Below are 25,680 nucleotides of genomic sequence, written 5' to 3' on the forward strand. Positions count from 1 at the left end.
AGATGCCGCGGGGGGCGGCGACGGGGGTGGTGCGGCGGGCGTGGAGCGGGATCGGAGAGAGTCAGGCGGTCTCGGCCAAGGCCGTGGCGCCGACACGGGAGCCGGGGATCGAGGCGAGCAACTCCCGGGTGTACTCGTGCTGAGGGTTTGCGAAGATGCCGGCCGCGGAGCCGTGCTCGACGATGCGTCCCTTCTGCATGACGACGACCTCGTGAGCGATCTGACGTACGACCGCGAGATCATGCGAGATGAACAGGTAGGTCAGTCCGCGCTCGCGTTGCAGACGTGCGAGGAGTTCGAGGATCTGCGCTTGGACCGACACGTCGAGGGCCGAGACCGGCTCGTCGCACACGATGAGCTCGGGCTCGACGCTGAGCGCCCGCGCGATCGCGACCCGCTGACGCTGTCCGCCGGACAGTTCGCGCGGCTTGCGATCCGCGAACGACGCCGGGAGCGCGACGAGATCCAGAAGCTCCCGCACTCGCCCGGCGCGCTGGGAGCGCGGCACGATCCGGTGCAGACGCAGAGGCTCCTCGAGGATCGCGCCGATGCTCGAGAGCGGATCGAGGCTGCCGTACGGATCCTGGTAGACCATTTGGAATCGTTTGCGCATGCGCCGCAGCGCAGGACCGCGCACGTCGCTCAATTCGACGCCGTCCAGGTGCAGCCGACCCTCGTCGGCGTCCTCCAGCCGCACCACCATGCGGGCGGTCGTCGACTTGCCCGAACCCGACTCGCCGACGATCGCCAGCGTCTCGGCCCGGCGGATGTCGAACGACACCCCGTCGACGGCGGTGAACTCGCCACCGCTCGGCAGCGGGAACCGCTTGGTGAGATCCACGACCGACAGCAGGGGCGCAGCTTCGCGTGTCTCGGCTCGTTGAGTGATCAGCTGCACGCTGGACATGCTCGGAGCCGCTGCGACGAGGCGCTGGGTGTACCCCGCGCCGGGCGAGACCAGGATCTCGGCGGCGTCGCCCTGCTCGACGACCTCGCCGCGGTTCATCACGATGATGCGATCCGAGCGATCGCCGGCGACGCCGAGGTCGTGCGTGATCAGCAGCACCGCAGTCCCGTGCTGCTCGCTGATGCGTTCGATGCGGTCGAGGATCTGTCGCTGCACCGTGACGTCGAGCGCGCTGGTCGGCTCGTCGGCGATGATGAGCTTCGGGTGGCACGCGATTGCGATCGCGATGAGCACGCGCTGGCGCATCCCGCCCGACAGCTGATGGGGATACTGCAACGCGACGTGATCCGGATCACGCAGCCCGGATTCGGCGAGAAGCTCGACGATCCGCGCCGCGCGCTCCGTCTTCGTCAGGTCCGTGTGGATGCGAAGCACCTCGCCCACCTGATCGCCGACGCGGATCACCGGGTTGAGCGAGAGCATCGGGTCCTGAGGGATGAGCCCGATCGACCCGCCGCGGATTGCCCGCAACTGCGTGGAGCTCAGGGTCGTGAGCTCGACCCCGTCGAATCGGATGCTGCCGCCAGTGACGCGTCCTCCGCGGGGCAGCAGCCCGATGATCGACTGGGCGGTCGTCGACTTCCCGGAGCCGGACTCGCCCACGATCGAGACGACCTCGCCGGGCTTGACCTCGAGCGAGACACCGTGGAGCGCCTCGTCGCCTCGGTAGGCGACCCGCAGATCGCTGATGCTGAGCAGGGGTGAAGCAGCCATCGTCATCCTCTCTTCTCGAACTGTCGTGCGACCCGGTTGACGGCGACCACGAAGACCGTGATGACCAAACCGGGAAGCGTGATCATCCACCAGGCGCTTGCCATGTATCGCTGACCTGTCGCCACGAGCGAGCCCCACTCGGGGGTGGGCGGCGGGGTGCCGAAGCCGAGGAAGCTGAGCGCCGCGATCGTGAGGATCGCCTGCCCGAACTCGATGATCGCGAGGACCAGCACCGGGCCGATCGCGTTGGGCAGCACATGGCCGAGAAGGATCCGCGCAGTGCCGGCGCCCATTGAGCGCTCGGCGTCGATGTAGACCGAGCGGCTCACTCGGAGGGTCTCTGCGCGCATGACCCGTGACGTGCTGCCGATGAGCGCGATCCCCACCGCGATCGAGAGCTGCACAGGTCCGAACCCGAGAGCTGTGACCAGCGCCATCGCCATGAGGAGCATCGGGATCGACAGGAGAACGTCGATCGCACGCATGATGACACCGTCCACGCGGCCGCCGACATAGCCGCTGAATGTGCCGATGAGGCATCCGCCCACCAGGCCGATCCCCACCGCGACGATCGTCGTGAGCAGCGACAGCCCGGTGCCCGCGACGACTCTGCTGAAGACGTCGCGGCCCAGTTCGTCGGTGCCGAAGGGGTGGGCCAGGCTCGGTGCGAGCAGCGCATCGCCCGGTATCGCGTGAAGTGGGTCGTACGGTGCGAACGGAGCGGGGAACAGCGCCCACAGCAGCACGACGAGGATCACGAGGCTCGCGAGCAAGAGGCCCGGCTGACGCACGGCTTCGCGGGCGAGGGCGACCTGGCTGGGGACCGTGCGGGCAGAGGCGTGGGACTGTACCGCGGAGCTCACGAGACCACCAGCTTCGTGTTCGGGCGTCGGGGCGCCTTCGGGCGGGCAACGCGGGGGTCGAGGAACGGATAGACCAGGTCGACGGCGAGGTTGACCAGGACGTATATGCCTGCCACGACGAGGACCACCGCCATCACCACCGGGATGTCCTTCATCGTGATCGCGCCCTCAAGAAGGAACCCGATGCCGCGTCGGCCGAAGATCGTCTCGGTGATGGTGGCGGCGACGACCATCGTCGCCACGAGCAGCCCGAACACGGTCAGGACGGGAAGGACCGCGTTGCGGTACGCGTGGACGAGGAACACCTGCGCCTCGCTGACCCCCTTCGCCCGCGCCACGTCGATATAGGGCTCGTCCATGGCCGTGCGCAGGCTCTTGGAGACCACCTGTGCGATCGAGGCGGCGGCGGGAAGGGCCAGCGTGATCCCCGGCATGATGAGTGTCTCGAACCCGCGGTCGCCCGAGACGGGGAGCAGTCGCAGCTGAAAGGAGAGGAGTTGCATCAGCATGAGACCCACCCAGAACGTGGGCAGGGATGCCGCGATTGAGGGCAGGGACTCGAGGAATCGCGCCAGGGCACGGCTGCGGGTGTACGCGGCGAACGACCCGACGACGAGCCCGAGGACGACGGCGAGACCCATGCCGAACGCTACGAGGGCGAGCGTGCTCCCCAGTGCCTCGCCGAGCGCCGCCGAGACCGGCATCCCTGTCTGGAAAGAGGTGCCCAGGTCACCGCGGAGCGTGTCGACGAGATACTGGGCGTACTGCTCGTATACGGGCCTGTCGAACCCGTACTGGGCGTTGATCTCAGCGAGCTGCTCGGGGTTGATGCCGCCCGCCTCGTCCGCGCCGCCGAGCATCAGAAGCGCGGGATCGCCGGGGATGACATACAGGATGCCGAACGAGAGCGTGAAGGCCGCCCACAGGATGACGACTGCCTGCGCGACGCGCCGCAGGGCGTAGCTCCAGTCCCAGCGCGAAGACGCTCTCGCGCGGGGGACGGTCAGTTCAGCCGGGGGTGAGAGAGGGGAAGGCACAGGCAACTCCTGGATACCGAGACCGAATGGGGGAGTGGATCGCGCGCGCCTACGTGGGCGGGTAGGCTCGCCATCCCGGTCTCACCAGGACTTCATGCAAATTTGAAGATACCGACGGCCTGTTTCTCCGTCAGTACCCGAGTGTTTCTCTTCTGTAAACGCTTCAGGCGCCGCGTCTTGCGCGTCGCAGGCGGCTCAGTTTCTGCGAATGTGAACTGAGGCCGACGGGCGCGAGCTTAGTCCTGCGGTAGCGAGCTCAGGTGCCGATAGCGGCCGCGGAAGAACAGAAGCGGCTCGCGGCCGTCCGGCGCCTCTGGGCACAGCTCGATGACGCGCCCGATCACGATGAGGTGATCGCCGGCCTCGTGCTCCGAATACAGCTCGCAATCGACCCACATGAGAGAGTCGGAGAGGACCGGGTCGCCCTGCCGGGACGGATGCCATGACACGCCCTGCCACTTGTCGGTCCCGCTGCGCGCGAACTGGCTTGAGACAGCGTGCTGATCGTGGGCGAGGACGTTCACCGAGAACCGACCGGCGCGGCGGATCCTGGGATAGCTGGTGGAGGTCGTCATGACGCTGAACGACACGAGCGGCGGGTCGATCGACACGCTGTAGAAGGACTGACAGGTGAAGCCGACGGGCTCCTCGCCGTCCATGCCACAGACGATGGTGACGCCGGATGCGAAGCGACCCAGGGTGTCACGGAAGACGTGGGAGTCGATGACGGGCTCAACAGTGCTGGTCACGGTCTGGTCCTTTCGTTTCAGTGGGCGGGGTCCGGCATCACGGCCGGAACGGGGGCGATTGCGGGCAGGAACGCGCGCACGCGCTCGAGGTTCTGTCGCAGCCGTGAGGCCTCGGCGGCGGCGGTGGCGTCCAGCCGACCCATGTCGTCGGTGGCGACGTAGACCCCGCGTCCGGGTACGATCGCGCCCAGCTCGGTCAGCAGCGTGCCCAGGTGCACGTCCGTGCCCATCGCGTGCCCGAGGCTCGCACCCGTGTGCAGGGGTACCGCGATCACCCCGGCAAGCGCGTTGCTGCCGTATCGATCCAGGAACGCTTTGAGTAGGCCGGTGTAGCTGCCTTTGTACGTGGGCGATGCGAAGACCGCCAGATGCGACGCCGCGACGGTCGACAGTGCCGCCGAGACCGCGGTCGACGACGGAGCGAACAGCTCGTCGGCGAGTTCTGCGAGATCGATGGTCGTCACCCGGACATCCGGTGAAGTCACGAGTTCCGACACCACCCGCTCGGCGATCGCCTGCGTGCGGGAGGGTGATCGAGGGTTGCCGACGACGACGGTGATGCGCTGTTCAGGCATGTTGGGGTCCTTCCATCCGTATCTGTGAGCGATTCGGGGAGGACGGCGCGCGTGAGCCTGCGAGAAGGTGCGTCCGCGACGTCGGCTTCCCCTGCTGCACCGAGAAGGATGCCCCGGTGAAGCGTGCAACGGCTCACGCTGCGAGAGCGATTCTGCCTGGCGAATATTTCACATGTGTAACAAATCTGGCCTTTGTAAGAGAGATTCGCATTGCGTTACTTCGAATTTACAAATGACGTCGTGATCCGTGACAGCAGCGACCTAGCGTGACGTATACCGGCCCCCCGCCGGCACCTCACCCCCTGGCCCTCGGAGGCATCGTGTCCGGCATCGTCGTCCTCGTAGGAAACCCCAAAGCCCAGTCGCGCACGCTCAAGGTCGCCATCGCGCTCGCCGAGCGCATCGCCCGTCGTCGGGATCTGCACGTGCGACACATCATCGACCTCGCGGGCATCTCGCACCACGTGTTCGACTGGCCGAGCGAGCCCATGAGCCGGCTCACGCGGATCGTGTCGGAGGCCGAGCTCGTGGTGGTGGCGACGCCGACCTACAAGGCGAGTTACACGGGGCTCCTCAAGGCGTTTCTCGATCGCTACTCGCGTAACGGGCTCGACGGCGTCGTCGCAGTCCCGGTGATGACCACGAGCTCGGCCGAGCACGCCCTCGCCGTCGATTACACCCTGACGCCGCTGCTCGCGGAACTCGGGGCGACGGTTCCGACCCGAGGAGTCACGTTCCACACTCGCGACATGCCCGACCTGTACGCCATCCTCGATGAATGGGTGGAGCGCAACGATGCGCGGCTCGCGACCGCGGGGGCGCGGCGCCTGCAGTCCGCCTGAGATCGAGGGACACCAGACATGGCCAGAGATATCACGTCCACCGAACTCGCCGTCTTCGAGCGGCTGATCGACGTCGGGCGCCGCTGGGAGCGCCGCTCCGACAAGCTCCTGCGCGAGCGGCAAGAGCTGACCTTCGTCCAGTATCAGATCCTCATCACGTTGCGCAATCGCGGCGGCGAGCTACGGATGCGCGAGCTTGCCGAGTCGCTGGTCGTTGGGCCCAGCGCGCTCACTTACCAGCTCAAGCAGCTTGAGGCGCGCCACTTGGCCGTGCGCGCCACAGCGCCCGACGATGAACGAGGCGTCGTGGCACAGCTGACGGTCGAGGGGCTGAACCTGATCGCGGATCTGTTCCGGCCGCAGAACGACCTGATCCACGATGCCGTCGTCTCACCCCTCGAACCCGGCGAAGTCGAGACGCTGCACTACCTCCTCGGCAAGCTGCAGATCAGCATGCGCGGGGTGGCCACGGGTGGCCTGCTTCCCGGCGCGGTGCCATTCCCCTCCCGCCTCGCCGACGCGGAGCGGATCGTCGCGCCGTCAGGCTGATCGCCTGGCGACGCCACCCGCGTGTCCCGGGCGGCGGGTCGGGGCGCGGCCTCGCTCGAAGTGCGCCGCGTGGTGGGGTCGGGCGATGTGTGTGACCGCGGAACAGGTTTGCACTCACTGGGTGGGAAGGCGGGGCGGATGGATTCGCCTGGCATTCACCGTCGGTATCCGAGCGCGACACCTCGGCCCGATTCGCTCGGGGACTGTGATCCCCCGAGTCCTGCCGCGCCTGCGCGCCCTTTTATCTTCGCTCGCTATCGCGGCCATCGCCGTCACCACAGCGGTCGTCGCTTCCCCGGCCTCGGCCGACACGGGTGAACCGCTGCCGCCGCTGATCATCACCGAGGTGATGCAGGACAACGCCGGCACGCCCGGCGATCAGGACTACTTCGAGTTCGTGGAGGTCGCGAACACGACGGCCGCGCCGATCGACTTCGCCGACTACCTGCTGCAGTACAACAACGCCGCATTCCTGCGCGTCGTCGAGCCGGGGACCGACACGCCGCTCACCGACGTGGTGATCCCGGCGAACGGCACGGCGGTCCTCTGGCTGCGCTACGCGGTCGGCACCGGCGACGCCGCCGTCGAGCAGTGGGAGCTGACCGAGGAGGACTTCCGCCTGCACTTCGGCGACACCGCCTCGGACTATCCGCTGTTCCACCTGGTCGGGCAGGCCGGCTTCGCGAACTCGGGAGCCCGATCCCTGCGGCTCTTCGAGGGCGATGGCACCTCCCTCGTCTCGGCCTCCGACTACAACCGGGCCTCCACCGACAAGGGCGAGTCGGATCACTTCTCCATGCCCACGACCGGCAGCCTGCTGACTCAGCCCACCGCCGGCCCGCCCACTCCGGGCACGGTCGACGCAGACCAGCTCGTGCGCCCGGAGCCCGAGACCGATCCCGAGCCGACGGATCCGACCGACCCGACCGCGCCCGCAGAGCCCGGCAACGGCGCGAGCGGGAACGCGGGGGAGTACTTCCCGCTCGCGATCACCGAGATCTACGGCGACAACCCCGGGACCGACCTGTTCGAGTACGTCGAGGTCACCAACACCACGACGGCGTCGATCGACCTGACCGCGGCGGGCATCGGCGTGCGCTACCACACCAGCCAGTGGAACGCCGGTTCGGCGCAGCCGTTCATCCACCTTCCCGCAGAGAACGACTCTGCGGTGGTGATTCCCGCCGGCGCGTCCGCGCTGTTCTGGCTGAACTACGGATCCGCCTCTGACCAGGCCGCCCTGACGAAGGATCAGTTCCGCACCGCCGTGCAGGCCGATGCGAGCGTGCCCGTCTACCGGTTCGGACCGCAGGCCGGAATCGCCAACGGAGGCGACCGCGGCTTCAGCCTGGTCGACGCATCCGGCACGGTCATCAGCCGCGCGTGGGCTCCCGCCGACACCGACCCCGCCGGCAACTGGAACGCGCAGTTCGCGGTGCCCGCCGTCATCGGCGGCGTCGACGCGGTGCTCGTCGAGGCGGGCCCCGCGGTCGCACTGAGCGCAGGCACGGTCACCACCGCGCAGGTCACGAGCGCCCTCGGCCGCGAGACCGACCCTGACCTCGGGGCTCCGCTGCTGCAGATCACCGAGGTCGCGCCCGACACCGCGAACGTCGCCGGCTCCGACGCCTACGAGTTCATCGAGGTCTACAACGCCTCCGACGCACCCGTCGACTTCGGCGACTACACGCTCGCATACCTCTACACCGACAACGCGATCACCGAGCCGGTCACCACGAGCTCGACGCTGTGGCCCGCCGAACAGGACGACGTGACGATCGATGCGGGCGGCACGCTCGTGCTGTGGGTGAAGAACCCGGCCGTTGTGGCCGCCGGCTTGAGCGTCGACGACTTCAACACCGCGTTCGGCACCGATCTCGTGCTCGGCGACGACATCGTCGAGATGATCAACGGCGGCATGGCCAATGGCGGATCCCGCGGCATCCAGGTGCGCACGAACACCGGTCACGACATCAGCCGCGCCTACTATTTCGCGGACGATCAGACGACGGCGACGACCGCGATCCAGTACGGCTGGAACCCGACGGCGTCCGCTGCGCTGTGGGCCCCGCTGACTGCGGACGGCACGGTGCAGACGATGATTCGCCTGTCCGCGCCGACGCCGGGACGCGTGAGCGCGGACCAGGTTCCCGCGGCGTTCGTGGCCGCGCCGGCCGCGGGCACCGCGCCGGTCATCACCGACTTGACCGGCGGATCCGAGGTGCCCGACACTGCGGACCTGGACCTCGGCTTCGACGTGACCGATGACGTGCTCGTCCGCTCGGTGACGCTGCGCATCGGCGACAACCTCGGCGGGACCGACACGCGCAGCCTCGCCTTCGAGGCCGCCAACCGCTATTCGTACTCGGTGCCGGCCGCCGACCTGTTCGGCAAGCGCTGGATCGAGTACTCGCTCATCGCGAGCGACGGCTCGCAGCAGTCGCAGATCGGCCCGGTGCGGATCGACCTCGTCGAGGGCGAGCCGGATGCCGTGCGGATCAACCTGGCCGACGGACAGTTCGTCGGCGGCCAGACGCGTATCACCGCGACCGCCGACGGGTCTTCCGACGTCGAGCTCGCCATCGACGGCGAGCCGGTCGCGGACCCGCTCCCGTCGCTGGAGACCGGACCCGTCTTCGCGTTCGAGGCCACGAGCACCGACGCGTTCTTCCGCAACGGCGTCAAGCTCGGCGACGACGTGCTGCGGATCTTCGACGAGGGCTACTACTCGCGCATCGTCACCGTGGACGCGACCGTCCCGGTGGACCGCGTCGTGCCGGGGCAGCAGCTCACTCTCACCATCGAGGCGGGCACGAAGGCCTGGCCCGACGCCGACGTCAACGAGAACAACGACGACTTCGCGGCGATGAACGTGCGCCTGGCGCTGCCCGACGGCCGGGTTCTGCGGCCCGAGTACTGCGCGACGACCAAGGAGCAGGCCGGCGCTGTCACGGCCCCCGCCTTCGTGGACTGCCCCGCGCCGGATGCGCGGATCGCCTTCTCAGACGCGAACCTCGTCTCGTTCCTGGCGACGTTCGTCATCCCCGGTGATGCTTTCGACTCCGTCGCCGCGACCTGGGACACCACGGCGGTCGGGGACGGCGAGCACCTCGTCGCGGCGACCGCGGGCGAGGCCACGGCGACGCGGACGGTCCGGGTGGACAACACCGGCCCCGTCATCGACACCGCGCTCGTCGAGGGCGAGCGCTACCGCGGCCACTTCGCCGTGGACGCGACGGCGACGGATGTGGGATCAGGTGTGACCTCGATCAGCGCGATGCTCGACGGCGCGCCGATCTCGCTGCCGCTGGCGACGTCGTCGGTGGCGCTCGAGCCCGGAGAGCACGAGGCGCGGTTCACCGCGACCGACGCGGTGGGCAACGCGACCACGCGGACCGTGGCGTTCCAGACCGCCGATGAGCAGCCCGCCATCACCCTCGACGGACCCTCGGACGGTGAGATCGTCGAGGGCGACACCGTCGACCTGAGCGCGAGGTCCGATTCGTCCGAGCACGACGCGCTCGACCTGAGCTTCCGCCAGGGCTACGGGTACGCTCCGGGTGACGCGGAGGTGACCGTCAGCACCGGCACGGTGGCCGACGCGGATGCCGTCGACCGCAGTGCCGGGGTTGCTCTCGGAGCGGACGATCTCGCGAAGCTGCTGGGCACCGACGGCATCGATGTCGAGACGACGAGCCAGACGGCGCTGCCGTACCAGCTGTTCACGGTGGCGGTTCCCGCCGACGCCGGCCCCGGGTCGCTCGTGCGCGTTGACTGGCGCGGACGCGCGAATGCGGAGGCCAAGGTGACGCTCTTCGCGCGGACGCTCGCCGGCACGTGGGAGCAGGTCGACCAGGCGCTGACGACCAACGGCGCCCCGACCGAGTTCGCCCTCCAGGCGCTCGTCCCGGTGGACGCACACGCGGCCGACGGGGGCATGACCTTCCTCGTTCAGCATTCCGAAGGCTTCGCGGCGACCGATCTCTCGGCACGCGACAGCGCGGTCGACCCGTACAACCCCGACGCGACGGTGCGGTCCGACTACGACTTCACCATCGGCATCGAATCCGACACGCAGTACTACAACGAGACGGATGCGTACTACCCGCACCAACTGGCGATCCACCAGTTCCTTCTCGAGCAGCGTGCGAACCTCAATCTGCAGTACCTGATCCACACCGGCGACATCGTGGACATCGCCACAGAGCCCCACCAGTGGCAGAACGCGGATGCCGCCTACCGCATGCTCGACGAGGCGGACCTGCCCTACGGCGTGCTGGCGGGCAACCACGACGTGGGGCACTTCGACGCGGACTACTCGCACTACTCGGAGTACTTCGGCGCACAGCGCTTCGACGGCAACCCGTGGCACGGTGGCTCCTACAAGGACAACCGCGGCCACTTCGACCTGGTGTCGGTCGACGGCGTCGACTTCCTGTTCCTCTACATGGGCTGGCCGACTCCCAACGACGAGGCGTCCAACAGCGAGGACATCGCGTGGATGAACGAGGTCATCCAGCGCTACCCGGAGCGCAAGGTCTGGATCAACCTGCACGAGTACATGCTGACCACGGGAGGGCTCGGCCCGTTCCCGCAGCGCGTGTTCGATGAGGTCGTCAAACCCAACCCGAACGTCTTCGCGGTCAGCTCGGGCCACTACCACGACGCCTACACCCGCACGGACGAGATCGACGACGACGGCGACGGCGCCTCCGACCGCACCGTGTACTCGATGCTGTTCGACTATCAGGGTCTGCCGGAGGGCGGGCTCGGATACCTGCGGCTCGCGCACTTCGACAACGAGGCGGGGCGGATCGTGGTGCGCACGTACTCTCCGTCGCTGGACGACTTCGACTCCGACGACGTGTCGCTCAACGACCCTGCGGGCATGCAGGAGTTCGAGATCCCGTACGCCGCGGCGGGCATTGCGCCGCGCGCCAAGACCCTTGCGACGGACTCGTTCCGCGCGGAGGTCCTCACCGCGAACGAGATCGGGGCCGTCGAGGACGCGGCCTCCGGTGAGCAGGCGACCGTGACGTGGAAGAACCTCGTGGCGGGTCAGCACGGCTGGTACGTCGTCGCGGAGGGACCGCACGGCGGCATCGAGTACTCGCCGGTGCGCAGCTTCACGACGACTCCGCGACCGACTGACCCGACCGAGCCGACTGACCCGACTGACCCGACCGACCCGACTGACCCGACCGATCCGACCGATCCGACCGATCCCGGCGACCCGGGTGACCCGGGTGACCCGGGCGACGGTGGCGGCACCGACGCGCCGTCCGGCACGGTGACAGCCGATGGCGGATCCGCCCCGGTTCCGGGCGGCTCCGTGCAGGTGGTGTTCCACGGCTTCCAGCCGGGCGAGGAGGTGCGGTTCGTGCTCCACTCCGACCCCATCCCGCTCGACGCGGTCCTCACAGCCGACGCCGACGGCACGGTGAGTGGCGTGGTGACGATCCCGTCGCGCGCGGCGGTCGGAGAGCACCGACTCGAGGCGATCGGCGCCTCGGGCCTGTCGGTCATGTCCGATCCGTTCACGATCTCGGCGCGGGCGGCAGCCGGTGCCCTCCCGGCGACCGGAGCCGATGTGCTGCCGCCGCTCGCGGCGGGCGGAGTGCTGGTCCTGCTCGGCGCAGCAGCCCTGATGCTGCTCTCGTGGCGCAGGCGGCGCGCGGCTCGCTAGCTGCGGCGACCCGGATTGTTGTTGACGTAGGAGAGGCCTCCGGGGTCGAGTTGGAGCTGTCTGGTTCTTCAGCTTGACCCGGAGGTCTCTCGCGTCGTTCCGCACGCCATTGACCCACGATGTGACTTCGAGTCTGGTCGGCCGACCGTCCCGTCATTGACGAGCCGCAGCTTCTGATGCGCGATCCGGCGCGGCCCCCACCGAGGAGTGCACCGCGACGAGACTATCCGCCGCTCGGTCCTTCCCGTCGCCGCGCGGTCTCAGCCCTGGCTGTCGAAGCTCAGGCTCAGTTTTCGCAGCAGCGCCGCGAGGCGCTCGCGATCGGCTCGCGACAGAGTGCCGAGCAGCAGAGCCTCGGCGTCGACGAGGCGTGTGATCGCGGCATCCACCCGGGTCTTGCCGTCGTCGGTGAGCGTCACCAGGATGCTGCGTCCGTCGGCGGGGTCTGCCTCGCGCCGCACGAGCCGGCGGCCGACGAGCCGATCGATGCGGTTGGTCATCGTGCCGCTTGAGACGAGCGTCTGCTGCAGCAGCTGCTTGGGGCTCAGCTGGAACGGCTCGCCGGCGCGGCGCAGGGCCGACAGCACGTCCCACTCCCAGGGCTCGAGCTCGCTGCGGCGGAACGCGTCGCGCCGGGCGCGATCGAGGTGGCGCGAGAGGCGGTCCACGCGCGAGAGCACTTCGAGGGGCGAGAAGTCGAGGTCGGGGCGCTGGCGATCCCATGCGGTCAGGATGCGGTCGACCTCGTCGCTCTCGTGTGCCATGGGTTCATTATCGCGGCGCTCGCGGCGCGGCCGGGGCGGGGCGGCCGCGCGCTGCCTCTGCGCGGCGAGGTTCGTGCGACCCGCGTGGGACTGGCAGACTTGAGCGTGCGCCGGCCCACCGGGCGGGCGCGGTCCGCCGTGGTGTAATGGCAGCACGACAGCCTTTGGAGCTGTGAAGTCCAGGTTCGAGTCCTGGCGGCGGAGCATGATCGATGACAGCTCGTCCCCGCTCGCCGTCGTGATCCTGGCCGCGGGCCAGGGAACGCGCATGAGATCGCGCACCCCCAAGGTGCTGCACGGGATCGGCGGCCGGCCCCTCGTCGGGCACGTGCTGGCCGCGGCTCGCGGGCTCGCCCCCGAGCGGCTGGTCGTCGTTGTGCGCCATGAGCGCGAGCGCGTCGCCGGAGCGATCGCCGACCTCGACGACTCCGCTCTCATCGTCGACCAGGACGACATCCCCGGCACCGGCCGCGCGGTCGAGATCGCTCTGGGCTCTCTCGGCGGCTTCGACGGCGACGTGCTGGTGCTGAGCGCAGACGTGCCGCTGCTCGAGTCGGCGACTCTGTCGGCGCTGGTTGCGGCCCACCATCACCGCCGCGCGTCCGTCACGCTCCTGAGCGCGGTCGTCGGCGACCCGGCCGGGTACGGTCGCGTGATCCGCGACGACGCGGGCGACGTGCAGCGCATCGTCGAGCAGAAGGATGCGACCGAGGCCGAGGCATCCGTCGCAGAGATCAATGCGGGCGTGTACGTGTTCCGCGCCGCGACCCTGCGCACGCAGCTGCCGCGTGTGGATGCCGTCAACGCGCAGGGCGAGCGCTACCTCACCGACGTGGTCGGACTCGCGCGCGGGGCGGGCGAGGTCGTGTCGGTCGTGCAGGCGCCGGATGCCGCGGCCGCGCTGGGCGTGAACGACCGAGTGCAGCTGGCCGAGGCGGCCCGCATCCTCAACGAGCGCACGGTGCGCCGCTGGCAGCTCGAGGGGGTCACGGTCGCCGACCCCGCGACCACGTGGATCGACGTCGACGCGACGCTCGCGCCCGATGTCACGGTCCTGCCGAACACGCTGATCCTCGGCGCGACGACGGTTCTGTCGGGCGCGGTCATCGGGCCCGACACGAGCCTGGTCGACTGCGAGGTGGGGGCGGATGCCACGGTGCGTCGCTCCGACGCGACGCTCGCCGTGATCGGCGCCGGCGCCACGGTCGGCCCGTTCGCGTACCTGCGCGCCGGCACCTACCTCGGCGACAAGGGCAAGATCGGCACGTTCGTCGAGACGAAGAACTCCACCATCGGCGAGCGCAGCAAGGTGCCGCACCTGTCGTACATCGGCGATGCGACGATCGGCACGGGTGTGAACCTCGGCGCTGGGGCGATCACCGCGAACTACGACGATCTCGCCAAGCACCGCACCGAGATCGGCGACGAAGTCCACACCGGCTCCCACAACGTGTTCGTCGCGCCCGTTAGGCTAGGTGAAGGCGCGAAGACGGGGGCCGGGGCGGTCATCCGAAAGGATGTCCCGGCCGGTGCTCTCGGACTGAGCCTCGCACCCCAGCGCAACATCGAGGGGTGGGTCGAGAACAACAGGCAGGGCACGGCCGCGGCCGACGCGGCCGCGCGTGCCCGCACTGCACAGAAGGCGGACGATGGCGCGCAAGAACAAGACGGTTGATCTCGACCTCGAGCAGGACATCGCGCCCGGGCTGGTGGCCAAGACCAAGAAGCGACTGGTCGTCGCATCCGGTCGCTCGCACCCGGAGCTTGCCAAGCAGGTGGCCGACTCGCTCGGCACCGAGCTTGTGCCGACCGAGTATCGCACGTTCGCGTCGGGCGAGATCCTCACGCGCTTCGAGGTGTCGATCCGCGGCTGCGACCTGTTTCTGATCCAGTCCTTCGGCCCGCCGGTGAACGAGTGGCTCATGGAGACGCTCATCATGCTCGACGCCGCCAAGCGCGCATCGGCCAAGCGCATCACGGTCGTCGCGCCGTACTTTCCGTACTCGCGGCAGGACAAGAAGGGCCGCGGGCGCGAGCCGATCAGCGCCCGCCTCGTCGCCGACCTCTTCAAGACCGCCGGCGCGGATCGCGTGATGAGTGTCGACCTGCACGCCGCGCAGATCCAGGGCTTCTTCGACGGACCGGTCGACCACCTGTTCGCCAAGCCCGTGCTGCTGGAGTACTTCACGCACAACCTCAGCGCCGACGACCGCGCGAAGCTCACGGTCGTCTCGCCCGACACCGGCCGCGTGCGCGTGGCCGACACCTGGTCGGACAGCCTGGGCGCGCCGCTGGCGATCATCCACAAACGGCGCGACCCGAACGTCGCCAACCAGGTGACGGTGAACGAGATCGTCGGCAAGGTCGACGGCCGCGTCTGCCTGCTCGTGGACGACATGATCGACACCGGCGGCACGATCGTGAAGGCCGCCGAGGCGCTGAAGGCAAGCGGAGCGGAGCGCGTGATCGTCGCGGCGACCCACGCGATCTTCAGCCACCCTGCGGCCGAGCGGCTGCGGAGCGAGGCGATCGACCAGGTCGTGGTGACCGATACGATCCCCGTTCCGCTCGAGAAGCGCTTCCCGACCCTCACGATTCTGCCGATCGCACCGTTGCTGGCTCGCGCGATCCATGAAGTGTTCGAGGACGGTTCCGTCACTCGAATGTTCGACGGAGCCGCATAGCAGCACCGATTCGCCTGGATCCCCGAGGAGACGCCCGTGTCAGAGCCCATCGTCGACGGATCCCTGCGGGCCGTCGAACGCCCCTACGCGCTCTCCGTCGACGACGTCTCGGTCGCGCTCGATGCGGGGCTCGAAGGGCTGTCGTCCGAATCGGCGGCCGAGCGGCTGGCTCGCTTCGGGCGCAACGCGCTGCCCGAGCCGAAGAGCAAGCCGGCGATCCTGCGGTTCCTGTCGCACTTCAACGACACCCTGATCTACATCCTGCTCGCGGCCGCCGCGATCAAGGCGATCATGGGGGACTGGCTCGACTTCTGGGTGATCATGGCGGTCGCGATCATCAACGCGATCATCGGATACGTGCAGGAGGGACGGGCCGAGAAGGCGCTCGCCGGCATCCGCGGGATGCTGTCGGCCGACGCGAGTGCGCGTCGCGACGGCCGCTGGGTGACGGTCCCGGCGGCCGAACTCGTACCGGGAGACGTGGTGCGGCTGATGCCCGGCGACAAGGTGCCGGCCGACCTGCGGCTGTTCCAGTCGCACCAGCTGCGAGTCGACGAGGCGGCACTCACCGGCGAGTCGGTGCCGTCGTCGAAGACGACCGAGCCGGTGTCCGCCGAGGCCGGTGTGGGGGATCGCACGTCGATGGCCTTCTCGGGCACGATCGTCGCCGCGGGTCAGGGTCGGGGCCTGGTCACCGGCACCGGCTCCGCCACCGAGATCGGCAAGATCCAGACCCTCGTCGGCGACGCGGATTCGCTCGACACACCGCTCACGAAGCAGCTCGCCGCATTCGGGAAGGTGCTGACCCTGGTCATCCTCGGCATGGCGGTCGTCATGCTGGCGATCGGGCGGCTTCTGCACCACATGCCCTTCGGCGAACTCATCTCGGCGACGATCGGATTCGCGGTCGCCGCGATCCCCGAGGGGCTTCCCGCCCTCGTGACGATCACCCTCGCGATCGGCGTGCAGCAGATGGCGAAACGGCACGCGATCACCCGCAAGCTGCCCGCGGTCGAGGCGCTCGGGTCGGTGACGACCGTGTGCTCCGACAAGACCGGCACCCTCACCCGCAACGAGATGACCGTGCGCCGCATCGTGACGCCGAGCGCAGCCTACGACGTCACGGGACTCGGCTACGATCCCGAAGGATCGATCGCGCGAGCGGCGGATCCCGAAGTCCCCGAGGGCGCGGTCTTCGCGCCCTCAGCCGCGGCAGCGGGCGGCCCCGACCTGGCGGCGATCCTCGCCGTGGCGACGCTGTGCAACGACGCCCACGTCGTGCGCGACGGCGATCGCTGGACACTCGTGGGCGAGCCCACCGAAGGGGCGCTCAAGGTCGTCGCGATCAAGGGCGGCGCGACGAGCGCGCTGGCGCGCCGGGTCGCGGTGCTGCCGTTCGACTCGGCCTACAAGCTCATGGCGACCGTGAACGAGGCATCCGACGGCTCACGCGCCATGCTCGTGAAGGGTGCGCCCGACCGGCTGCTGGAGCGTGCGACCCGCCAGCGCGGGGCGGACGGGACCGTGCCGCTCGACACTCCGTTCTGGGAAGCGGTGATCGACGACCTGGGCTCGCAGGGCCTGCGCGTGCTCGCCGCGGCGCGCACCCCCGCCGCGGGCGTCGACGAGGTCGGGCTCGACGACGTCGACGACCTGGAGTTCCTGGGGGTGTGGGGAATTCTCGACCCGCCGCGTCCCGAGGCGATCGAGGCGATCGCGGACTGCCACACCGCCGGCATCCGCGTGAAGATGATCACCGGCGACCACGCCGGCACCGCCCTCGCGATCGCCCGCGAGATGGGGCTCGTGCACGGCGACGACGTGCCGGTGCTCACCGGCGCCGAGCTCGAGGCGCTCTCGCAAGAGAAGCTGAAGGAGGTCGTGCGCGACGTGGACGTGTTCGCGCGCACGAGCCCCGAGCACAAGATCCGCATCGTGCGCGCGCTCCAGTCGCACGACGAGGTCGTCGCGATGACCGGCGACGGCGTGAACGACGCGCCCGCCCTCACGCGCGCGAACGTCGGCATCGCGATGGGCATCAAAGGCACCGAGGCCACGAAGGAGGCCGCCGAGATCGTCCTCGCGGACGACAACTTCGCCACGATCCGCAGCGCGATCCGCGAGGGCCGCCGCATCTACGACAACCTGCGCAAGTCGATCGTGTTCCTGCTTCCCACCAACGGCGCGCAGTCCCTGGTGATCCTGGTGGCGGTGCTGTTCGGCCTGGCTCTGCCGATCACGCCCGTGCAGGTGCTGTGGGTCAATATGGTCACCGCCGTGACCCTGTCGCTCGCGCTCGCCTACGAGCCGGCCGAACGCGGCATCATGACCCGCCCGCCGCGCAGGCCCGGCGGGTCGATCATCGACCTGCGCGAGCTCGGCTTCGTGCTGATCGTGTCGCTGCTGATCGGCGGCGCCACCATCGTGGAGTTCTCGGCCGTGTCGGCGACCGGCGTCGACATCGCGTACGCGCGCACCGAGGCGGTCGCTGTGCTGGTGCTCGCCCAGCTCGCGTACCTGTTCAACTGCCGGTTCATGTCGCGGTCGAGCGTGACGCTGGACGTGCTGCGCGGCAACCGCGTGGTGTGGTGGTCGGCGCTGGCCCTCGTGGTGCTGCAGGTCGCGTTCACGTACGTGCCGCTCATGAACGACCTGTTCGACTCGCGCCCGCTGGCGCCCCAGTCGTGGCTGCTGCCGCTCGGACTGGCACTGGCGGTGTTCCTCGCGGTCGAGCTGCTCAAGTTCGTGCGGCGGCGCGGGTCGAAGCATCCTGTTCGCTGACTCAGAGGCCGCTCATAGGGGCGGCCGGAAGTATTGCGTCAGGACCGCCACTCGGCGCCGGAGACAGGAGACGAGATGATCCGCACCATGCAACGGCCCGCCCTCCGCCTCGGAGCCCTCGTGGGCGTGGGCGTCGCGGGGGCCCTGGGCCTGTCGGCGTGCAGCCCCGCAGGAACGAGCGCCGAGGCCGACGCACCCGACATGGCGACCGGGGCGCCGGATGCTCCCACCGGTGCATCGCAGGCCCCCGACGCCGGCGCGGGTTCAGGATCCAGCGACTTCGCAGACGGCACCTACTCGGCGCAGGGCGCCTACGCCACCCCCGAGACCGTCGAGACGATCGAGGTGACGGTGACGCTTGCGGACGGCGTGATCACCGCGGTCGAGGTCGCAGGCAGCCCGCAGCGCCCCGAGACGGAGCGTTACCAGGGCGAGTTCATCGCCGGCATCTCGGACGAGGTCGTCGGCCGGCCGATCGACGAGATCTCGGTGAGCCGCGTGGCCGGCTCGTCGCTGACGAGCGGCGGGTTCAATCAGGCGATCGAGGCGATCAAGTCCGAGGCCGCGAGCTGACGATGACGGTCGCCACCTCGACCGCGGTGTGGTCGTTCGACGCGATCGGCACCGCGTGGCGGATCGAGACGGCGACGCCCCTGCCGGAGGCGGCGCGGCTCGCGGTCGAGCATCTCATCGCCGGCTTCGATCTCGACTGGTCGCGCTTCCGGCCCGATTCGCTCGTGTCGTCGCTCGCGCGCGGGGCCGGCATCGTCGCGGCGCCGCCCGACGCCGAGGACATGCTCGACGCGTACGCGGCGCTCACCGACGCCACGGACGGCGCGGTGAATCCCCTGGTGGGCGCGTCGCTCGACAGCCGCGGCTACGACGCCCAGTACGGGTTCGTCGACCGCGGCGCGCGCCCCGCGCCCGCGGACTGGCGCGCGCACCTCGCCTGGACGACCGAACGCCTCGTCCTCGTCGAGCCTGCGACGATCGACGTCGGCGCGCTCGGCAAGGGGCGCCTCGTCGACCGCGTCGCAGAGCTCATCGCGCGGTGGGTCGAGGGCGACGTCGTGGTCGACGCCGGCGGCGACCTCGCGGTGCGTGGGCGGTCGGGGCGCATCGGGCTGGAGCATCCGTTCGATCCGACGCGCGCGATCGGCACCTGGACGGTGACCGATGCCGCGCTCTGCGCCTCGGCGACGAACCGGCGCGTGTGGGGCGGGGGCCTGCACCACGTGCTCGACGCCCGCACGGGGGAGCCCGTGCGCACGGTCGCCGCGACATGGGCGGTCGCCCCGACCGCCATGCGCGCTGACGCGATCGCCACAGCGCTGTTCTTCGACGGCGGCCCCCGCCTCGCGCACGAGTGGGGCGTGGAATGGGTGCGGATGCTCACCGACGGGCGCGTGGAATGGTCGCCGGGCTGCGGGGCGGAGCTGTTCACGCGAACCGCTACCGTAAGGCTGTGATCGAGATCCGAAGAGGAGGGGCGGCGCCGTGCCCGCGTCGTTGACTGCCCTGTGGAACCGCGTGTTCGCGGTGCTCGGACGCCTGTCGATGTACCGGTTGGTGCTGCTGGCGCTGCTGACACTGGCGGCGATCGCCTTCGTGCTGTCGCTGTTCCAGCTGGTCGGGCCCGCCCCGTGGGAGCTCCTCGCGACGCTGGTGCTCCTGGCCGTCGTGTGCTCGGCGACGGATGCCGCAGCCCACGCGGTCCTGCGGCTGCCGTGGCGCCTCGAGTCGTCGCTCGTGACCGCGTGCATCCTGCTGTTCGTGCTGCGCCCGACGCTCGACCCTGCGGGGCTCGGCGGCATCGCGATCGCGGGAGTGGCGGCATCCCTCTCGAAGTACCTGCTCGCGTGGCGCGGACGCCACGTGTTCAACCCCGCCGCAGTCGGCGCGACCGTGCTGACGCTGCTCGCGCTCGCGTTCCCGGCGCTCGGCGCCTCGTCGTGGTGGGTGGGCACCCCGGCGCTGGCGGGGCCGGTCATCGTGCTGGGCCTGGCGGTGCTGTGGCGCACCGAGAAGATCCGCGTGGTCGCGGTGTTCCTCGTGATCGCGGTGGGTGTCGGGGTGCTGCGAACGTCGGCGCTGTACCAGCAGGCGGGGATCACGTTCGATCTCGGCGGGGTCTTCTGGCCGGTGCTGTGGTCGTCGCCGTTCCTGTTCCTGGGCGCGTTCATGCTGTCAGAGCCCTTGACCCTGCCGCCGCGGCGCTGGCAGCAGCTGACGGTCGCGGCGGTCGTGGGCGTGCTCGCGGGATGGCCGATCGACCTGGGCGTCGTCTCGCTCGGGCAGGAGCGCGCCCTCCTCATCGGCAACCTGGTGGCCTTCGCCTTCTCGGTGCGCTCGGCCGTGCGGCTCACGCTCGCCTCGCGCGCGGCCGTCACGCCGACGGTGAGCGAGCTGACGTTCCGCGCGAAGCGGCGCCTGCGGTTCGAGCCGGGGCAGTACATCGAGCTCGACGTGCCGCACCGACACCCCGACGCCCGCGGCACGCGCCGGGAGTTCAGCATCGTGTCTGCGCCCGAAGACCTCCCCGCCCTGCGGATCGCGTTCCGCGAGAGCCCCGGGCCGCAGTCGGCGCACCCGAGCTCGTACAAGCGGGCGCTCGCGCAGCTGAGCGCGGGCAGCGGCCTGGCCGTCACGGGAGTGTGGGGGGATTTCGTGTTGCCGAAGAAGGCGCACCTTCCGATCCTCATGGTGGCGGCGGGCATCGGCGTCACGCCGTTCGTGTCGCAGCTGCGCCACGTGCGCCTCGCGCAGGAGGACCGCGACATCGTGCTGGTGTACGTCGCGTCGGATGCCTCGGAGCTGGCGTTCCGCGACGAGATCGAGGCATCCGGGGTCCGGGTCGTGGTCTTCACGCGCGGTGAGCCCGCCGCGCTGCCGCCGCATTGGATGTGGGCACGCGGCGTGCGCCTGGACGCGGAGGGACTGCTGCGCGTCGTGCCCGACATCTCGGCGCGTCACGCGTACGTGTCGGGCCCTCCCGGGCTCATCGCCGAGCTCGCCCCGGCGTTCGAGCGCGCCCGTTCGATCACGACCGACGCCTTCTCCGGCTACTGACGCCGACGGTTCAGGATGCGGCGGGCGCAGCGGGCTTCGCGGGTAGGCGCAGCTCGAACACGGTGTCGCCCGGGGCGCTGCGCGCCGTCAGCGAGCCGCCGTGGGCTTGGGCGATCGCGCGGGCGATCGACAGGCCGAGGCCGGTGCCGCCGGTCTTGCGCGCGCGGGAGCGGTCGGCGCGCGAGAAGCGCTCGAACAGCTCGGGCATGACCTCGGGGTCGATGCCTGGACCGCTGTCGCGGACGCGGAACACGGCCTCGGCCCCTTCTCTGGTCACCGTGACGGCGATGCCGGTGCCGGCGGGGGTGTGGATGCCGGCGTTCGCGAGCAGGTTCGCCGCGACCTGGCTGAGGCGTGCCGCGTCGCCCGCGACGACGACAGGCGACTCGCCGACGTCGATGCGCCACTGGTGGTCGGGGTGCGCGGCGCGCGCGTCGCCGACCGAGTCGATCGCGAGGCGGCTGAGGTCCACCTCGCTGTAGACGAGCTCCTGCCCCTCGTCGAGGCGCGCGAGCAGCAGCAGGTCCTCGACGAGGCGGGTCATGCGCAGGGACTGGGCCTGGATGCGCTCGAGCGAGGTCTCGGTGGTGTCCTGGGCCGGGGCGGCGCCCTGCTGAGCGATCGCTCGCAGCGACAGCTCGGAGTATCCGCGGATCGACGCCAGCGGCGTGCGCAGCTCGTGGCTGGCGTCGGCGACGAACCGGCGCATCCGCTCCTCGTTGCGCTGGCGCACCGTGAGCGCGGTGTCGACGTGGTCGAGCAGGGTGTTCAGGGCGCTGCCGACGCGGCCGATCTCGGTGTGCCCGTCGATCTCGTCCTTCGGCACGCGCTCGGTGATCGACACCGCCCCCTCGGACATCGGCACGGCCGCGACCCTCGTCGCGGTGTCGGCGATGGCTCGCAGGGGCGTGAGCCCGGTGCGAATGACGAGCGCGATCGCGGCGGCGAGCACGAGCAGACCCCCCAGCGTGACCAGCAGCACCGTGAGGAGCATCTGCCCGATCGTGCGCTGCACCTCGGCAAGCGGCATCCCGGCGACCGCGGAGTACGCGCCGGCGCGCACGCCGACCACACGATACTCGCCGAGGTCGTCGACCGACACGGTCGCGAAGTCACCCGGCCGTACGGCGCGCACGACCTCCTCGACCTGTGCGCCCGTCAGCGTGTCGACGCCGTAGTCCTCGCCCACGACCGCGCCGTCGGTGGCGCCGCTCGGCGTGCGCACGACGAACAGGAACCCGGCCGGCTGACGACCCTCGATGAGCACGCGCTCGGCGGTGTGCTCGGTGCCGGGCGGAAACAGCGGAACCACCAGGGCGTGGCCGGCCTGCGTCGCGGCGGCGAAGAGCTGACTGTCCAGGTCCTCCTGCAGCACGCGCCACAGCGCCGTGCCGGTGGCGGTGGCGACGATGAGGAGGATCAGCGAGACGATGCCGATGACCGTCGCCATGAGTCGCGCCTGCAGGCTCCAGCGGTGGGGCGCGGCATCGGTCACTGCGGCGCCTTGATCAGGTAGCCGACCCCGCGGACGGTGTGGATGAGCGGCTCACGGCCGACGTCGATCTTCTTGCGCAGATACGAGATGTACAACTCGACGACGCTGGAGCGTCCGCCGAAGTCGTAGTTCCAGACGCGGTCGAGGATCTGCGCCTTCGACACCACGCGACGCTGGTTGCGCATGAGATAGCGCAGCAGTTCGAACTCGGTGGCGGTCAGCTCGATCTCGTCGTCGCCGCGGATGACCTCGTGGCTGTCCTCGTTGAGCGACAGGTCGCCCACCCGCAGGATCGGCTCCGCGCCCTCGGCGTGCGCGGTGCCGGCACGGCGCATGAGCCCGCGAAGCCGGGCGACGACCTCTTCGAGGCTGAACGGCTTCGTCACGTAGTCGTCTCCGCCGGCGGTGAGACCCGCGACGCGGTCGGCGACGGCATCCTTCGCGGTGAGGAACAGCACCGGCACGTCGTCGCCGCCCTGACGCAGCCGGTGCAGCACCGACATGCCGTCCAGGTCGGGCATCATGATGTCGAGCACCATGGCGTCCGGGTCGTACTCGCGGGCGGCCTGCAGCGCCTCGTAGCCGGACGCGGCGGTGCGCACCTCCCAGCCCTCCATGCGCAGCGCCATCGCCAGCAGGTCCGTGAGCATCTGCTCGTCGTCGACGACGAGAATGCGCAGGGCGGAGCCGTCCGGGCGGTGCAGAGCGGGGGTCGTCATGTCCCTATTGTGCGCGCGCTCCTATGGGTCTGCTATGGCGACGGCTATGCGCCGGCTGTGAATCCGACGTCCGCACTTCGTCTGCGGCGCGCTCGCCGCCGGGTTCAGACCAGCCCGGCCGCGTCGGCGTGCGCGACGAGCCGGTCGAACGCGGCGTCGAGCGCGGGGTCGACCACCTGCAGGTCGGGGTGGGCGTCGTGGTGGGCGATGATGCGCCGAGCGCCCTCGTCGAAGGTGATCGTCGTGCAGAAGTCCGGCGCGAGCGCCTTGACCTTCGCGTTGTCGAACACCATCGAGTTGCTCTTGTCGCCGATCAGCCCGGGACCCTTGTCGGGCAGCACCGCGGCGATCGTGTCGGAGGCGATGTGAACGAACCGCCGGTCGGTCACGCCCGCGGCATCCGCCAGCCAGCCGTAGATCTGGTTCCAGGTCGGCGCGTGGTCGCCCGTGATGTGGAAGGGCTCGCCGATCGCGGCGGGGTTTCCCAGCAGCGCCGTGAAGCCGACCGCGAAGTCGCTCGCGTGCGTCAGCGTCCACAGGCTCGTGCCGTCGCCGAAGACGACCACGGGCTTGCCCGCGCGCAGGCGTGCGATGTCGGTCCAATGCCCGAGGGTCGGCAGCAGCCGCTCGTCGTACGTATGCGACGGACGCACGATCGTGACGGGAAACCCGCGCTCGCGATACGCCCCCACCAGCACGTCCTCGCACGCGATCTTGTCTCGGGAGTACTGCCAGAAAGGGTTGCGCAGCGGCGTCGACTCCGTCACGGGCAGTCGACGAGGCGGGGTGTCGTAGGCCGATGCCGAGCTGATGAAGACGTACTGGCCGACGCGCCCCTCGAACACGTCGAGGTCGGTCTGCACGTGCTCGGGGGTGAACGCGAGGAATTCGCACACGACGTCGAAGCGCTCCTCGCCCACGGCGGCGCGCAGGGCCGCGGCATCCCGCACGTCGGCCGTGAGGGCGCGCACCCCGGGCGGGAGCGGGCGCCGCGCGGTGCCGCGATTGAGGACCGTGACCTGCATTCCGGATGCCGCGGCACGCTCGACGCACGCAGAGCTGATGGTTCCGGTGCCTCCGATGAAGAGGACTCGCGTGTTGCTCACGCCTCGACCCTAGACGCATCCGGTCGTGCTTAGGTGTGTGCATGGCAGTGATCGATGTGCGGGTCTTCGCGGGCGCGGAGCAGGTCGGCAGGGGGATGTCGCCGGCCGACGCCGTGCGGCTGGCCGCCGAGGTCGACGGGTTCGCGTGGATCGCCGTGCGCGCGCCGGACGCGGGCGAGCTGGTCGCGCTGATGGACCTGCTCAAGCTGCACCCGCTTGCGGTGCGCGACTGCCTGCGCGACCATCAGCGCCCGAAGCTCTCCGACTACGGCGCGGACCTCTTCCTGGTGATGCAGGCAGCGCAATACCATGACGACACCGAGACGGTCGAGCTCGACGAGGTCGACGTGTTCGCCGGCGATCGCTACGTCGTGACCGTCGCCGAAGACGCGGAGTCGGTCGACCTCGACACCCTCGGCGAGAAGCTCGGCGCGCACCCCGAGATCGTCTCGCGCGGGAGCCACGCGGTGGTGTGGACGATGTTCGAGCATGTCGTCACGGGATACGGCCCCGTGCTGGAAGGCGTCGAGAACGACATCGACGAGATAGAGGATCAGCTGTTCGGCGACGACGCGGGCGTCTCGCGGCGCATCTTCGCGCTGCAGCGCGAGGTGATCGACCTGCAGCACGCGACCGCGCCGCTGGTGGGCATCTTCGATCGGCTGACCGACGTCGAGAAGGTGCTCTCGGGCCGCCCGGACTCCCCGGCCTTCCGCGACCTCGGCGAGCGCTCTCGGCATCTCGCCGACAGGATCGACGGCTTCCGCCAGACGCTCGGGTCCGCCTTGAGCGTGCACTCGACGCTCGTAGAGCAGCAGAACAACGCCGCGATGCGCAGCATGACCGAGGCGAGTCTGCAGCAGGGCGAGCAGGTCAAGAAGGTCTCTTCATGGGCGGCGATCCTCTTCGCGCCGACCCTCGTCGGCACCATCTACGGCATGAACTTCGTGCACATGCCGGAGCTGCAGTGGAGCTTCGGCTACCCGCTCGCGCTCGCGCTGATGGCCGCCACGAGCGTCACGCTCTACCTCGTGTTCAAGTCCAAGGACTGGCTGTAAGGCGCTCTCACCCCCGCGGGTC

Annotated in this window: 19 protein-coding genes and 1 tRNA gene; 11 read left to right on the forward strand and 9 right to left on the reverse strand. The window is 69.8% G+C overall.

What is annotated here, in order from left to right:
* Positions 1-61: 61 nt before the first annotated feature.
* The 5 genes from AB1K54_RS03470 to AB1K54_RS03490 all read right to left on the reverse strand — a co-directional run bounded on the left by AB1K54_RS03470 (position 62) and on the right by AB1K54_RS03490 (position 4,905).
* Entirely contained in the window at positions 62-1,681 is a 1,620-nt protein-coding gene (locus tag AB1K54_RS03470; RefSeq protein WP_371201314.1) for an ABC transporter ATP-binding protein, read from the reverse strand.
* A 2-nt stretch (positions 1,682-1,683) separates the two neighbouring features.
* Positions 1,684-2,544 (reverse strand): ABC transporter permease, encoded by an 861-nt coding sequence (locus AB1K54_RS03475; protein ID WP_371201315.1) that lies wholly within the window; start codon positions 2,542-2,544, stop codon positions 1,684-1,686.
* Complete coding sequence (locus tag AB1K54_RS03480) at positions 2,541-3,581, reverse strand: ABC transporter permease (RefSeq protein ID WP_371201316.1); 1,041 nt, start codon at positions 3,579-3,581, stop codon at positions 2,541-2,543. The genes AB1K54_RS03475 and AB1K54_RS03480 overlap by 4 nt, the downstream gene beginning before the upstream one ends.
* Before the next feature lie 236 nt (positions 3,582-3,817).
* Positions 3,818-4,330, reverse strand: a complete 513-nt coding sequence (locus AB1K54_RS03485) for a flavin reductase family protein (protein WP_371201317.1) — start codon at positions 4,328-4,330, stop codon at positions 3,818-3,820.
* A 17-nt stretch (positions 4,331-4,347) separates the two neighbouring features.
* Positions 4,348-4,905: an NADPH-dependent FMN reductase gene (locus AB1K54_RS03490; RefSeq protein WP_371201318.1), complete on the reverse strand. Its 558-nt coding sequence runs from the start codon at positions 4,903-4,905 to the stop codon at positions 4,348-4,350.
* Positions 4,906-5,225: 320 nt separating this feature from the next.
* Between AB1K54_RS03490 and AB1K54_RS03495 the strand changes: the two genes are divergently transcribed.
* The 3 genes from AB1K54_RS03495 to AB1K54_RS03505 all read left to right on the forward strand — a co-directional run bounded on the left by AB1K54_RS03495 (position 5,226) and on the right by AB1K54_RS03505 (position 11,982).
* Positions 5,226-5,747: an NADPH-dependent FMN reductase gene (locus AB1K54_RS03495; protein ID WP_371201319.1), complete on the forward strand. Its 522-nt coding sequence runs from the start codon at positions 5,226-5,228 to the stop codon at positions 5,745-5,747.
* A gap of 18 nt (positions 5,748-5,765) precedes the next feature.
* Positions 5,766-6,296 carry a MarR family winged helix-turn-helix transcriptional regulator gene (locus AB1K54_RS03500; protein WP_371201320.1) on the forward strand — a complete coding sequence of 177 codons (531 nt, stop codon included), beginning with the start codon at positions 5,766-5,768 and terminating at the stop codon, positions 6,294-6,296.
* A gap of 205 nt (positions 6,297-6,501) precedes the next feature.
* Positions 6,502-11,982 carry a lamin tail domain-containing protein gene (locus AB1K54_RS03505; RefSeq protein ID WP_371201321.1) on the forward strand — a complete coding sequence of 1,827 codons (5,481 nt, stop codon included), beginning with the start codon at positions 6,502-6,504 and terminating at the stop codon, positions 11,980-11,982.
* Between the two features lie 260 nt (positions 11,983-12,242).
* Here AB1K54_RS03505 and AB1K54_RS03510 read toward each other — a convergent pair whose 3' ends face one another.
* On the reverse strand, positions 12,243-12,746 hold the full coding sequence (locus AB1K54_RS03510) for a MarR family winged helix-turn-helix transcriptional regulator (RefSeq protein WP_371201322.1): 504 nt from the start codon (positions 12,744-12,746) through the stop codon (positions 12,243-12,245).
* 132 nt (positions 12,747-12,878) lie between these two features.
* Between AB1K54_RS03510 and AB1K54_RS03515 the strand changes: the two genes are divergently transcribed.
* From AB1K54_RS03515 to AB1K54_RS03545, 7 genes are all read left to right on the forward strand, one after another.
* A tRNA-Gln gene (locus AB1K54_RS03515) sits at positions 12,879-12,950 on the forward strand.
* Position 12,951: 1 nt separating this feature from the next.
* Complete coding sequence (gene glmU, locus AB1K54_RS03520; RefSeq protein WP_371201323.1) at positions 12,952-14,421, forward strand: bifunctional UDP-N-acetylglucosamine diphosphorylase/glucosamine-1-phosphate N-acetyltransferase GlmU; 1,470 nt, start codon at positions 12,952-12,954, stop codon at positions 14,419-14,421.
* Complete coding sequence (locus AB1K54_RS03525; protein ID WP_371201324.1) at positions 14,396-15,430, forward strand: ribose-phosphate diphosphokinase; 1,035 nt, start codon at positions 14,396-14,398, stop codon at positions 15,428-15,430. Before glmU ends, AB1K54_RS03525 begins: the two co-directional genes overlap by 26 nt.
* A 36-nt stretch (positions 15,431-15,466) precedes the next feature.
* The gene (locus AB1K54_RS03530) at positions 15,467-18,211 is read left to right on the forward strand and encodes an HAD-IC family P-type ATPase (RefSeq protein ID WP_371201325.1); all 2,745 of its coding nucleotides are present in this window, start codon (positions 15,467-15,469) and stop codon (positions 18,209-18,211) included.
* Positions 18,212-18,286: 75 nt separating this feature from the next.
* Positions 18,287-18,784, forward strand: a complete 498-nt coding sequence (locus tag AB1K54_RS03535) for a hypothetical protein (RefSeq protein WP_371201326.1) — start codon at positions 18,287-18,289, stop codon at positions 18,782-18,784.
* Positions 18,785-18,786: 2 nt separating this feature from the next.
* A complete protein-coding gene (locus AB1K54_RS03540) occupies positions 18,787-19,680 on the forward strand; it encodes an FAD:protein FMN transferase (RefSeq protein ID WP_371201327.1) in 894 nt (297 codons plus the stop codon).
* A 28-nt stretch (positions 19,681-19,708) separates the two neighbouring features.
* Positions 19,709-21,280: an FAD-dependent oxidoreductase gene (locus tag AB1K54_RS03545; protein ID WP_371201328.1), complete on the forward strand. Its 1,572-nt coding sequence runs from the start codon at positions 19,709-19,711 to the stop codon at positions 21,278-21,280.
* Positions 21,281-21,290: 10 nt separating this feature from the next.
* Here the strand turns inward: AB1K54_RS03545 and AB1K54_RS03550 are convergent, their stop codons facing one another.
* From AB1K54_RS03550 to AB1K54_RS03560, 3 genes are all read right to left on the reverse strand, one after another.
* A complete protein-coding gene (locus AB1K54_RS03550; RefSeq protein WP_371201329.1) occupies positions 21,291-22,775 on the reverse strand; it encodes a sensor histidine kinase in 1,485 nt (494 codons plus the stop codon).
* The gene (locus AB1K54_RS03555; RefSeq protein WP_371201330.1) at positions 22,772-23,494 is read right to left on the reverse strand and encodes a response regulator transcription factor; all 723 of its coding nucleotides are present in this window, start codon (positions 23,492-23,494) and stop codon (positions 22,772-22,774) included. Before AB1K54_RS03555 ends, AB1K54_RS03550 begins: the two co-directional genes overlap by 4 nt.
* 104 nt (positions 23,495-23,598) lie before the next feature.
* Positions 23,599-24,600, reverse strand: coding sequence for an SDR family oxidoreductase (locus AB1K54_RS03560; RefSeq protein ID WP_371201331.1), 1,002 nt, complete (start codon positions 24,598-24,600; stop codon positions 23,599-23,601).
* Between the two features lie 41 nt (positions 24,601-24,641).
* On the opposite strand from AB1K54_RS03560, the gene AB1K54_RS03565 reads away from it, so the two are divergent.
* The gene (locus tag AB1K54_RS03565) at positions 24,642-25,658 is read left to right on the forward strand and encodes a magnesium and cobalt transport protein CorA (protein WP_371201332.1); all 1,017 of its coding nucleotides are present in this window, start codon (positions 24,642-24,644) and stop codon (positions 25,656-25,658) included.
* The last annotated feature ends 22 nt before the right edge of the window (positions 25,659-25,680 follow it).

The sequence above is a fragment of the Microbacterium sp. BWT-B31 genome (assembly GCF_041379855.1).
Classification (GTDB): Bacteria; Actinomycetota; Actinomycetes; order Actinomycetales; family Microbacteriaceae; genus Microbacterium.